Source organism: Streptomyces sp. NPDC051320 (assembly GCF_040682175.1).
Taxonomy (GTDB): Bacteria; Actinomycetota; Actinomycetes; order Streptomycetales; family Streptomycetaceae; genus Streptomyces.
This window is the reverse complement of sequence record NZ_JBFBAL010000009.1, coordinates 313,239-325,348: the sequence shown is the minus strand read 5'-3', so window position 1 is coordinate 325,348 and position 12,110 is coordinate 313,239. Positions and strand designations below refer to the sequence as shown.

Annotated in this window: 10 protein-coding genes; 4 read left to right on the top strand and 6 right to left on the bottom strand. The window is 70.4% G+C overall.

The window, feature by feature from the left end:
* The first annotated feature begins 55 nt into the window (after positions 1-55).
* Positions 56-742 (top strand): hypothetical protein, encoded by a 687-nt coding sequence (locus AB0M87_RS21890; protein WP_365855352.1) that lies wholly within the window; start codon positions 56-58, stop codon positions 740-742.
* On the opposite strand, the gene AB0M87_RS21885 is transcribed toward AB0M87_RS21890, so the two are convergent.
* Entirely contained in the window at positions 721-1,848 is a 1,128-nt protein-coding gene (locus AB0M87_RS21885) for a glycosyltransferase (RefSeq protein ID WP_365855430.1), read from the bottom strand. The genes AB0M87_RS21890 and AB0M87_RS21885 overlap by 22 nt on opposite strands.
* A gap of 5 nt (positions 1,849-1,853) precedes the next feature.
* Complete coding sequence (locus tag AB0M87_RS21880) at positions 1,854-2,390, bottom strand: WcaF family extracellular polysaccharide biosynthesis acetyltransferase (RefSeq protein ID WP_365855350.1); 537 nt, start codon at positions 2,388-2,390, stop codon at positions 1,854-1,856.
* 135 nt (positions 2,391-2,525) lie between these two features.
* Here AB0M87_RS21880 and AB0M87_RS21875 point away from each other — a divergent pair, with 135 nt between their 5' ends.
* Positions 2,526-4,043: an O-antigen polymerase gene (locus tag AB0M87_RS21875; protein ID WP_365855346.1), complete on the top strand. Its 1,518-nt coding sequence runs from the start codon at positions 2,526-2,528 to the stop codon at positions 4,041-4,043.
* Here the strand turns inward: AB0M87_RS21875 and AB0M87_RS21870 are convergent.
* Genes AB0M87_RS21870 through AB0M87_RS21860 form a run of 3 tightly spaced genes read right to left on the bottom strand, consistent with a single transcriptional unit; the run spans position 4,016 to position 8,180 of the window.
* Complete coding sequence (locus tag AB0M87_RS21870) at positions 4,016-5,254, bottom strand: hypothetical protein (RefSeq protein ID WP_365855344.1); 1,239 nt, start codon at positions 5,252-5,254, stop codon at positions 4,016-4,018. The two genes, AB0M87_RS21875 and AB0M87_RS21870, sit on opposite strands and share 28 nt — an antisense overlap.
* Positions 5,251-6,969, bottom strand: a complete 1,719-nt coding sequence (locus AB0M87_RS21865; RefSeq protein ID WP_365855428.1) for a lipopolysaccharide biosynthesis protein — start codon at positions 6,967-6,969, stop codon at positions 5,251-5,253. The genes AB0M87_RS21870 and AB0M87_RS21865 overlap by 4 nt, the downstream gene beginning before the upstream one ends.
* Positions 6,970-6,974: 5 nt before the next feature.
* Entirely contained in the window at positions 6,975-8,180 is a 1,206-nt protein-coding gene (locus AB0M87_RS21860) for a glycosyltransferase family 4 protein (protein WP_365855426.1), read from the bottom strand.
* A gap of 183 nt (positions 8,181-8,363) precedes the next feature.
* Between AB0M87_RS21860 and AB0M87_RS21855 the strand changes: the two genes are divergently transcribed.
* Positions 8,364-8,882 (top strand): adenylyltransferase/cytidyltransferase family protein, encoded by a 519-nt coding sequence (locus tag AB0M87_RS21855; RefSeq protein WP_365855342.1) that lies wholly within the window; start codon positions 8,364-8,366, stop codon positions 8,880-8,882.
* On the opposite strand, the gene AB0M87_RS21850 is transcribed toward AB0M87_RS21855, so the two are convergent.
* Entirely contained in the window at positions 8,842-9,564 is a 723-nt protein-coding gene (locus AB0M87_RS21850) for a CDP-alcohol phosphatidyltransferase family protein (protein WP_365855340.1), read from the bottom strand. The genes AB0M87_RS21855 and AB0M87_RS21850 overlap by 41 nt on opposite strands.
* 244 nt (positions 9,565-9,808) lie before the next feature.
* Between AB0M87_RS21850 and AB0M87_RS21845 the strand changes: the two genes are divergently transcribed.
* A complete protein-coding gene (locus AB0M87_RS21845) occupies positions 9,809-12,001 on the top strand; it encodes a discoidin domain-containing protein (RefSeq protein ID WP_365855338.1) in 2,193 nt (730 codons plus the stop codon).
* Positions 12,002-12,110: the final 109 nt, after the last annotated feature.

Sequence of the window (12,110 nt, the reverse complement as noted above, 5' to 3'; positions counted from 1 at the left end):
CCGCCGATTCCCCTTTCGCCCGGCCCGCACCACCCCGTACCACAGGAGCCACACCATGCGTCCACTTCGCCGGCGCCCGGCGGCCGCCGCGGCCGTGCTGGCCGCCCTCATCGCCGTATCCGCCTGCAGTTCCTCCGGGTCCTCGCACCACGACAGCGACGCGGCGGCCGGTGCCACGAGCAGTCCCGCTCCGACCCGGAGTATCCCGGACCCGGAGACCGAAACGAGCCCGAGCCCGGACCCTTCACCTTCCCTGGGCCCGGTCCTGCCGGACGCCGAGATCACCCCGGCCACCGGCTCGTTCAGCAAGAAGGACAAGGCTTACCTGAGCGGCCGGGTGCCGAAGAACATGGACCCGGCGGCCGTGCTGCAGACCGGCCAGGAAACATGCCAGCGGGTGGCCCGGACCGCCAAGCACGACCGGGACGCCGCAGTGGGTGCGGTGATCGCGGGCGACATTCCCGACGCGAAGGCCGCCATCACTCATCTCTGCCCGGACCAGAAGCCGGTGCTCGATGCGGCCGACGCCGGCTTCCCCGACGGCACCCGCAAGAAGCCCGCCGCCGGGAGCTACCGGGCGCTGACCACCAGCTCCGACTGCACCTGGCGGGCCACCGGCAGCGGGGGCAAGATCCTCGCCTCGGGGCCCTCGAACGGAGCGAAGGGGCCGGTCAGGGCGAAGGTCCCGGCCGGAACCCGGGAGTTCACCTCGTCCGGGTGTTACGCCTGGGTGCCCGCGTAACACCTGTCGTACACGGCGAGCAGTGTGTCGAGCACGGCGTCCATCGAGAACGCCTCCGTGGCCAGCTTGCGGGCCGCCACGGAGGCTCTTTCGTTCACGACGGGATCCAGCAGTTCGCGCACGGCCGGAGCGATCCCGGACGCGTCGGCGACCACCCGGCCCGCGCCCGCCTCCTCGATGTCGTGCGCCAGCCCGTTGGAGCGGGTGACGACGACGGGTGTGCCGACCGACAGCGCCTCCAGAACCGACATCGGGAAGGGCTCGTCGACCGACGGCAGCACATAGACGTGCGCCGCCCGCAGTTCGCTGAGCATCTCGGTGCCGGACAGAGGCCCGGGACAGCTCACCCGCTCCGCCACTCCGAGTTCCCCGACCAGCGCCTGTACGGAGGCGAGTTCGCCCTCGTCGGGTCCTGCCACCACGAACCGGGCGTCCGGATGGTGGCGCAGGATCTCCGGGACCGCGGCCACGAAGTCCTGCGGCCGCTTGCGGGCTTGCAGCCGGGCCGCGTAGAGAAGACGCGGCGCGCTCGACGGGGCCGGGCGCGGTTCCTGCGCCGGCACCCCGTTGACCAGCCGCGTCGTGTTGACCGGCGTGGACGGTCCGGCAACGGCTTCGAGGCCCTTGCGCTCGTGCCCGGTCAGATACAGCACCGCCGACGCCCGGCGGAGCAGCCTGCGCACGGCGAGCGCGTCCAGCACCTTGGCCAGCAGCCGGTCACTGGGGTCGACCATGCCGTGAGTCTGGAGCACCAGCGGCTTACCGGCGCGCAGCGCGGCAAGAGCGACCGGCAGGGTCACCAGGTCGCGGGCGAGGTGGACATGGACGACGTCGGCCTGCCGGACCGAGCGGCCGGCGGTCGCGAGCAGGGCGGGCGACGTGATGCCGCTGAAACCCAGCGGCAGCAGCCTGCGGGCCTGGAAGAGCCGGGCGGGCACGCCCTCGACCTCGGTGGGCAGCGGTCCTTCGAACCCGTCGCCGAGCGCGAGCAGCCGCGCGTCGTGGCCGCGCTCCCGGAGCCCCCGGGAGAGATTGAGTGCCACCCGGACCGGGCCGCCGAAGGCGTGGCTCGGGCTGTGCAGGGTGACGACGTGCAGGACTCTCAGCGGACTCATGCGGGTTCCTCCACCGGCCGTCTGCCGTCGGCCGTCTGCAGGGTGAGGTCCGGGAGGTCCCGGTGCACGACGGTTCCCGCGCCGGCGACGGCGTGCGCGCCGATGGTGACGCCGGCCAGGACGGTGGCACGGGTGGCGACCCAGGCGCCGTCCTTCACCACGACCGGCGCATTGCGGTAACGGAAGTCGGCGGCGCGGTGATCATGACTTCCGGTGCACAGCAGCGCCTCCTGCGAGACACAGACATGCGCACCGATGGTGATCGGCTCCAGATTGAGCAGCCAGGCGCCCTCGCCGATCCAGCTGTGGTCGCCGACCGTCAGCTTCCAGGGCCACAGGACCCGCACCCGGTGCCGGATGAGGACGCCCTCGCCGATGGTCGCGCCGAAGGCCCGCAGCAGTGCGACCCGGAGCCGCGCCGGACAGAACCACGCCATGAAGACGGTGTTCAGCACGGCGAACCAGAGGGCCTGCACCAGCTTGCCGCGGCCCTTTTCGTATCCGGCCAATGTGAAAGCCGGGAGATTCCGCATCAATTCACCCCCACCGGCGTCTCCCCAGACGCCTGGCTGCTCAGCCTAGTGGCTGACGCCGAGTGGCAGCTCCGCACGTCGGTAGACTGGCCGCTGGATCTTCTCAGGGGGGATCCGCTCAGGGGCGGGGGCCGCATGACGACGGAGACGGACGAGGGCACCGGACAGGCGGCGCCGGTCCGTGGCCCGGCGCCGCTGCCCGCTTCGGCCCTGCGTTTCGCACCGGCGGTTTCCCCGCGGACCCTGCTGTCCCGAGCCCTGTCGGTACCGCTGGCCATCGGGCTCACCGTGGCCATGCCGGCGGTGGTCGCCGTCCAGCCGGGCAACGGGGTCCACGACAGCGCGTACTGGGTGCAGTTGATCCTGACGATGTACGCCGGCGCCCGACTGTCCGGGATGATCCTCACCGGCCGCCGCAAGCTGTTGCAGGGGTCCTTCTGGCTCTTCGTCTATATGGCGATGGGGGTGGCCCCGCTCGCCCAGGCCGTACTGGGCAAGGTGCCGACACCCGTGGTGGGTCCGCGTTCTGACGTCACCGAGGCCATCGCGCTCGTTCTTATCGGGTGTGTGGCCTTCGACGTGGGAGCTCTGCTGGCCAGGCACCGGCCCGGCGGCAAGGGCCGAGGGGAGACACGGCCCGCGCTGGTGCACCGGCGAAGGCTCTATCTGCTGGTGGTGGTGGCCTTCGCGTGCAGCGCGGTGTTCGTCCTGAAGCTGGGCGGGCCGGCCGTGTTCTTCAGCAGCCGGCAGGAGATCATCGCCGGCATCGCGGAGGCGGGCATCTCGCAGGCCGACTCGCAGGCCGGTCAGGCCCTGCTGCGTGGTTTCGGCACCGTACCGGCGCTGATCGCCCTGCTGGCGTACACCCGTTGGCTGGTCACCTCCCGGCGGGCTCGCAAGTCACCGACGGTGATCGCCGTGTGGTGCGCGCTGGCCGCGCTGAACGCGGTGGTCAACAACCCGATCTCCAATCCGCGTTACTGGTTCCTGACGGTGCTGCTCGCCCTGCTGTTCACCGTCTTCCCGGTCAGCGCGGCGATGTACCGCTCCGCACTGAGCCTGGGGGTGGTGGTGGCGCTGGTGGTCTTCCCGTTCGCCGACCGCTTCCGTTACGACGACAAGAACTACCACCCGGTCGAGACCACCTCGGTGCTGGAGCCGCTGGCGCTCAAGGACTACGACCAGATCGGCATGTTCGCGAACACCATCACGTTCGAGCATTCCGGCGGCGGGCACCTCTACGGGCGCCAGCTGGCGGGCTCGGTCCTGTTCGCCGTACCGCGCGCAATATGGCCCGGCAAACCGCACGACACCGGGGTGATGGTCGGCGAGTGGATGGGCACGGTCAACACCAACCTCTCCTCCCCGGTGTGGGCGGAGCTCTGGATCGACTTCGGTCCGGTGGGCATGAGCCTCGGCCTGCTCGGCATGGGCTACGCCGCGGCCCGGGTGGACCGGAGGTATGCCCGGAGGGCCACCCGCCGCGCACCGCCCGGGAGTCTGATCTCGCTGGTGGTGCCGCTGGTAGCGGGCTATTCGTTCATTCTGTTGCGCGGGCCGCTGCTGCAGGCCTCCGGGCGGGTGGCCATCGCGATCATCTGCATCGCGCTGATCATGACGCACCGTCAGGACAGGGGCGCCGTGCTGCGCTGACCCGCGGCCGAGGGCTCGGCGGTCCGGCCGAGACCGGTGACCCGTATCCAGGCGGCCGTCGCCTTGAGCGCGGAGCCGGCCGCGAGCCCCCAGGCCGCGCCGATGGCGCCGCCCAGACCGTAGCCGCCGAGCATCAGCACCACCGAGAGCAGCGAGAACACCACCTGCAACGACAGAGTGGCGCGCGGGCTGATCACCCGCAGGGTGACCAGGGCGCAGGTCCCCAGGGCCATCACCGCGTACTGGCTGCCGGTGGCCGGGAGCAGCGCTGCCGCGGACTGCCAGGTGGCACCGAGAAGCTGGTGTCCCATCCGGTCGGGCAGGGCGTACAGGACAGCCGCCCAGCCGAGACCCACGGCCGCCAGCACGGCGGCGAGCAGCGCGGCCGCCCGGGTGATGGCGCGGCGTCCGCCGAGCCTGCCGAGCACGGGCGGACCGAAGGCGTTCACCGAGTTGAACAGCACGTTGAGCGGGCCGAAGAGAGTGGTGGCACCGCGGAGCGCGCCGACGGCCAGCGGGCTGGCGAAGAGCCCGAGGCCGAGCACGGCGAGCTGGCTCGACGCGTTCCCGACGGTGAACTCGATGACGAACCGCATACCGAGGTGGCCACGTCGCAGGTAGCGGCGGAGCTGGGTCGCGGCTCCCGTCACGAACGGGCGCAGCAGCAACAGGCCGAGCAGCAGCGCGGGCAGTGCGGAGATGCCCCACACGGCAACGAGCCTGGCCGGACCCGCCTGGTGGGGCTGCACCAGCAGCGCGGGCACCACGCAGACCAGGCGCAGTCCGTCGGCGGCGAGCGCCCGGTGGGGTTGCTGCAGCGCGGAGAAGGAGTAGCGCAGCCCGTCCTGCAGGAGGACCACGGGCAGCACGAGTCCGAGCGCCAGGAACGCCCCGCCGAGCCGTCCACCGGCCACCGCCCCGCCCACGACCAGCAGCACGCCGGCGACCAGCGCCGCGCAGCCGGTGAAGACCGCGGCCGAGCGGCACGCCGAGGCCAGTGCGCGGGTGTCGCCGCGTTCCAGTACGACGGCCTGCCCCACATACGACATGTTCAGGCCGAGCAGCACGGTGAAGGTCAGGTAGACCATCGAGAAGGCGGCGAACCCGCCCGTGCTGGAGACCCGGGCCGCCATCACCAGCACCAGGATGTTCGTCAGGCTGGACGCCGCCTGGTCCAGCACCGACGCGGCGACGACAGCCGAGCGTCTCACCGGTCTCCCGCGCGGACACTGCGCAGCGCCACGGTGTCGCTCCCGTCCCCGCTGAGTCCCTGCTGCGGCGGGGACGGCCGGCCCGCGGCGGGCCGCTGCTCGGCCGCTTCGCCGGTGTCTTCCTGCTGCGCCGACCGGTTCGCGCCCCTGCCGCTGCCGCGATGCCCGGACTTCTCCGCCCGCCGTCCCGGCTGGCGGGGCACCGGGTGGGTGACGGCGCCGAGCACGGTGCCACCGGCGCCGGTGATCAGCTCCCTGATCCTGACCAGGTCGGCGCGGTGCACGGACCTCGGGTGACAGACGATCAGCACCCCGTCCACCCGGTCGACGAGTGCCAGCGCGTCGGCATAGGCGAGGACCGGCGGGGCCAGGACGACGACCGTCGCGTTCGGGGAGTCGGCCTCCTCGATCAGACGGGTCACCCGGGCGGAGGTCAGGGCGCGGGCCACATTGCGCACCCGCTCGCCGGGAACCAGGTCGAAGGACCCCGACTCCCCCGCGTCCACCTGCAGCCGGCGCGGTCCGGGCCAGCCCGGCTCATCGGAGTCCGGCTGCCGGCTCCAGGCGGGGCGGCCCGTGTCACCGGCCCGCAGCCGCCCCGCCAGGCTCGGTGTGCGCAGATCGGCCTCGATCAGCAGTACGTCCTTGCCGGTCTCGGCGAAGGACGCCGCCAGGTTGGCGGCGACCCCGGCCGCCGCGTCAGCGTTGCCGCCCCGGGGGGCCACCACGAGCAGCCGTCGGCGGCCCGAGAAGCGTTCGTCGTAGGCGAGCCGGAAAGCGACCGAACGGTACTCCTCGGCCAGCCGGGAATCCTGACCGCCGACGAGCAGCGTCCCGCCCGATGCGCCACGGGGCAGCGTGCCGAGCACGGGGGCGCGCACCGCGCGCGCGACGTCGGCGGGTGAGCGCGGCGACGGGTCGAAGACCAGCCTGACCCAGGCCCCGAGCAGTCCCAGTGCCACCCCGACCGCGCCGCCGAGACCCAGCGACACCGGCAGCCCGAGCCCGTCGGACGCAGCAGGCGGCACCGCCTTGCCGCTGACGGTGCCCGCGGTCATGTCGAGCGCGTTGAGGCTGGCGATCTGTCCGTTCAGCGTGTTCATCTTGCCGGTCAGGTCGTCATAGCGGGCGTTCGCCGCATCCGAGGCCGAACTGCCCTCGCTCGCCAGTTGCTTGGCCAGGTCGTGCTGTTGCCGGGCGATCGGATTCAGCTGGTCCCGGGTCTTCTTGACCATGCTGTCCCGCAGGTCGCTCCACTGCTTCTCCCGCAGATCGAGATAGGCCTTCACCAGTGCGTTCGCCCGGCGGGCCGCTTCCTCCGGCGTGGTGGCCGCGTAAGTGAAGCGCAGCACCATGGTCTGCGGCGGATTGGTGACCTGCAGCCCCTTCTGGAGCGAGCCGAGCCGACTGCTGGGCAGCCCCAGCGCCTCGGCGGCCACTTCGGCCACGCTGTTGCTGAGCGCGGTCTGCCGCTCGGTGCCTATGTTGACGGTCTTGTCCGGGGACACGACCGGATTGAACGGGTCATTGGTGGGGGCGCGCAGGCGGATGTCACTGGTGGCCGTGTAGCTGTCCGCCGATGTCACTCCCAGCCACGCTCCGCCGAGCAGTCCGATACCGATGCCCGCACCGATGAGTCTGCGGTAGCGCAGCAGTTGCCGGAACTGGTCTCTCAGCAGATCCGGTTCGTCGTCCCTCGCCGCGGAAGCGTGCATGTCCGTCACGTGCTTGGACCCCCCAAGGCCTCATCGATCAGTGCGTCGATCCGCGCCAGGCCGGCGTCCCTCGACAAGTAGGACGCCACATGGCGCGGCCCCTGCGCCCCCAGAGCATCGGCCGTCACCGGATCTCCGGCGAGTCTACGCACCGCGGCCAGGAGTGCGTCCGGATCCTCCGGCGAAACCAGCACCCCGGCCCCCGAACGCAACACCTCCTGTGCGGTGCCGCCTTGCGCGGCGACGGACGCCACGACGGGCCTGCCGGACGCGAAGTACGAGGTCAGTTTGGAGGGGACGCTCATGTCGAGCACCGAGGCGCGCTGGGTGACGGCGAGTACGTCGGCCGCCGCGAGAATGTCCGGGAACTCACTGTCCTCGGCGGGCGGCAGAAAGACCAGGTTGGGGACGTCCGCCGCCAGTCGGCCCAGTGTCTCGCGCTGGTTGCCGTCTCCCATCAGCACCACCCGCAGCGACGGATCGCGCCTGGCGGCGTCGACCAGCACCTCGAGGCCCTGCTTGAGGCCCATGTTCCCGGAGTGCAGGACGACGATGTCGTCCTGCCGCCAGCCGAGCCGGGCGCGGCTCTCCGCGCGCGGGCGTGAAGGGCCCGGTATGTGGTTCCAGTTGGGCACCAGCCGTATGCGGGCGGGGTCGACGCCCATCGCACCGACCTTGTCGATGAACGTCTCGTGGATGACGCCCACCAGGGTCGCGCGCCGCAGCGCGTACCGCTCGGCGCGCTCGGCCAGCGCGGCGGCACGGTCGCCCCCGCGGATCCCGCTCTGCGCGGCCGCGGCGCCCATCAGGTCCTGCACGACGGGGACATAGGGCACCTTCCAGCGGGCCGCCAGCCAAGCCCCGAGCACCCCGCCGGCCAGGCTGGGCAGTTGGGCGAGCACCGCGTCGGGCCGCTCGATCCTGGGCGGAGCGGCCAGACCGTGCAGCAGGATCGTGCCCTCGAACAGGGCGCGCCGCACGGCGGTCTGCCGGGGCGGCACGCTGTGGCGCCTGCGGTGCACCCGGACACCGGCGCGCTCCTCGGTGCGCCGCCAGACTCCCGCGTAGGCCGGGTCCGTCGACCAGGACGGGTAGTGCGGCATACCGGTCAGCGCGTGCGTCTCATGACCGAGGGCCGCCCAGTGCTCGGCAATCTGTGTCGCATACGGCCCGATTCCGGCGTGTTCCGGCGCATAGTTCGTGGACACCAGCAGCAGACGGCGCTTGCGCCCAGCCGATGTACCGATGCGTCGCGTCTCTACCACGCGGCGATCCCTTCCCCCAGAGGTGAGCCCGTTGTCACCCTAATCGTTCACTCAACCGGAACGGAACGTGCACGCTATCGTCAGTACCTCCAGCCACGCCGGGGGGTGTGGTGCGCAGGGGGGGCATTCATGACAACGAGCAGGCGGCACCGGGTCGGATACGCGCCCGGCGCCTACGATCTCTTCCACATCGGACACCTGAACATCCTTCGTCATGCACGGAGCCAGTGCGACTATCTGGTCGCCGGGGTCGTCTCCGACGAGATGGCCGAGCGGGCCAAGGGCCGGCGCCCGATGATCCCGCTGGTCGAACGACTGGAAATCGTCCGTAGCGTCAAGTACGTGGATGCGGCCTTCGTCGAAACCGTTCCCGACAAGGTCGAAACCTGGAAGCAGGTCCGCTTCGACGTCCTGTTCAAGGGCGACGACTGGCGGGGTACTTCCAAGGGCGAGAAGCTGGAGCAGGACTTCGCCGTGGTCGGCGTCGAGATCGTCTACTTCCCGTACACGGTGCACACCTCGAGCACCCAACTGCGCCGCGCCCTGGACGTACTGGCCGAGCCCGAGGCTTCCTTCAGCCAGGCCGCTTTCGGCCCCGAGCAACAGTTCAACGCCGGACTGCGCTCAATTCCCGGAACCACTTCGTGAGGAAGGCGACCAGGAACAGTGCGCCGGCCGCGCCCAGCGCCGTATAGGCCCAGCGGAATCCACTCCCCGCCCCCAGCAGCAGGAACACCAGGCAGAAGATCCCGTGGTCGACGGGGAGCAGGACCACCGCCCGCAGCGTGGACGGCGCCGCGGCGGGGCTGCCGGGCGCCGGGCGCGGCTTGAGCTTGTCGGTCAGCAGGCCACCGAAGAAGGTCACCACCGCGACGAACTGGAAGCCGATCGGCACCAGCAGCCACGCGACGTCCCGGACGCCGAAATGACCGGGGTGCCGGTAGAACGAGATGAGCACGGCGGCATGCAGCGCCGTGATCTTCGCGCAGTCCACCACATGGTCCAGCCACTCCCCCGCCGCGCTGCCACTGCCGCGCAGCCGGGCCAGTTGCCCGTCCGCGGAATCGAAGGCGAAGCCCACGGCAAGGCCGATCCCCACGGCGAGCCCGGTCCCCCAGGACGGTTCCCCCACCGCGACAGCGGCTACGGCGGCGAAGCTGAATGCCGCGCTGATCAACGTCACCTGGTTCGGCGCGAGCCCCAGCCCGTGCGCTCCCGCCGCCAGGTAGCGCCCCACCGGCCGGTTCACGAAACGGGAGTAGAGCGACACGCCCTTGGCCGACTTCTGCGCCGTTCTCAGTTCGAGCAGTGCGGTGCCTACGGTTCCCATGGCCCCCCCGGGTCATCTGCGCACAAAGTGTGAACATCATCGCAGGTATGCCACGGCATTCAAGACCGCACCCTCCTCTCGCCCGAGAGGCGGCGCAAGCATGTCGTCATTTGTTGTTCACAACCAAGATCGTTTAATCGTCATGGACACAACTCTTGACGTGACCAGGCCAACGGCGGAGCATCACTGCCCAGGAGAGCGCTCTCCATTTCTGCTCGTCCCTGCCGACTCAGGAGAGTTGCTCATGTCCGCACCCCCCACCGGCTTGCCGGTTGTACAGCGATCCGCGCTACCGCAACGGCGCGGCACAGCCGCCCTGGTAGTGACCGCGCTGCTGGCCGCGCTGCTTCTCGCCCTCACGCCGACGCAGGCCCACGCCGACCCCACGCTGCTCTCCCAGGGCAAGACCGTCACCGCCTCCAGCGAGGAGAACGGCGGCACCGGGGCAGCCAATGCCGTGGACGGCAACGACGGCACTCGCTGGTCGAGCGCCTTCTCGGACCCGCAGTGGATCCAGGTCGACCTGGGTTCGACGGCGACGCTCAGCAAGGTCGTGCTCAAGTGGGAGGCCGCGTACGCCAAGGCGTACCGGATCCAGCTCTCCGCCGACGGCACCAACTGGACCGACGCCTACTCCACCACCGCGGGACCCGGCGGCACCGAGACGCTCACCGTCGCCGGCACCGCCCGGTACGTCCGGATGAACGGCACCGCCAGAGCCACCGGTTACGGCTACTCCCTGTGGGAGTTCCAGGTGTACGGCACCTCCGACGGCACAAGTGGCGGGACCATCCCCGGCGGCGGCGACCTCGGCCCCAACGTCATGGTCTTCGACCCGTCCACGCCCGACATACAGGCCAAGGTGGACGATGTCTTCCACCAGCAGGAGTCGGCCCAGTTCGGCGACGGCCGCAAGGCGCTGCTGTTCAAGCCGGGTACGTACAACAACATCAACGCCCAGCTCGGCTTCTACACCTCGATCGCCGGTCTCGGCCTCAACCCCGACGACACGACCTTCAACGGTGATGTGACCGTCGACGCCGGCTGGTTCAACGGCAACGCCACCCAGAACTTCTGGCGATCCGCCGAGAACCTCGCCCTCAACCCGGTGAGCGGTACGGACCGCTGGGCCGTCGCCCAGGCCGCGCCGTTCCGGCGGATGCACGTCAAGGGCGGACTCAACCTGGCGCCCAACGGCTACGGCTGGGCCAGTGGTGGCTACATCGCCGACAGCAAGATCGACGGCACCGTGGGCCCGTACTCCCAGCAGCAGTGGTACACCCGGGACAGCTCGGTCGGTGGCTGGACCAACGGCGTCTGGAACATGACCTTCTCCGGTGTCCAGCGGGCGCCCGCGCAGAGTTTCCCGAATCCCCCCTACACGACCCTGGACACCACCCCGGTCTCCCGCGAGAAGCCGTTCCTGTATCTGGACGGCAACGCCTACAAGGTGTTCGTGCCCGCGAAGCGCACCAATGCCCGCGGCGTCACCTGGGACCACGGCGCCCCGCAGGGCAGTTCCATCCCGCTGAGCCAGTTCTACGTGGTCAAGGCCGGAGCGACCGCTGAGACCATCAACCAGGCACTGGCCCAGGGTCTCAACCTGCTGTTCACCCCGGGCGTCTACCACCTGGACCAGTCGATCAACGTCAACCGCGCCGACACGGTCGTGCTGGGTCTCGGCCTCGCCACGATCGTCCCGGACAACGGCGTCACGGCGATGAAGGTCGCCGACGTGGACGGCGTCAAGCTGGCCGGTTTCCTCATCGACGCCGGTCCGGTCAACTCGCAGGTGCTGCTCCAGGTCGGTCCGGCCGGCTCGGGCGCCGACCACTCGGCCGACCCGACGACCGTGCAGGACGTGTTCGTGCGCATCGGCGGAGCCGGTGCGGGCAAGGCGACCACCAGCATGGAGATCAACAGCAACAACACCATCATCGACCACACCTGGCTGTGGCGAGCCGACCACGGCACCGGCGTCGGCTGGGAAACCAACCGCGCCGACTACGGGCTCACCGTCAACGGCAACAACGTCCTGGCCACCGGCTTGTTCGTTGAACACTTCAATAAATACGACGTCCAGTGGAACGGCGACAACGGCAGAACCATCTTCTTCCAGAACGAGAAGGCCTACGACGCTCCGAGCCAGGCAGCCGTTCAGGACGGCCCGAACAAGGGCTACGCCGCCTACAAGGTCGCCGATTCCGTCACCCACCACGAGGCCTGGGGGCTCGGCAGCTACTGCAACTTCACCGCCGACGACACCATCCACCAGGACCGGGGCTTCCTGGTGCCCGACAAGCCCGGCGTGAAGTTCCACGACGTCCTCGTCGTCTCGCTCGGCGGCAAGGGCCAGTACAACCACGTCATCAACAACACCGGGGCGCCCACATCGGGCAGTTCCACCGTCCCGTCCAACGTCGTCTCCTACCCGTGACGCCGGTCGGCTGACGTCTGCTGCTCCGCACCGGCCCTGTATGAGGCCCTCCCGCGCCATGGCGCGGGAGGGCCTCATGCGTCCGCCGACGGACGGCGTTCAGGAGTAG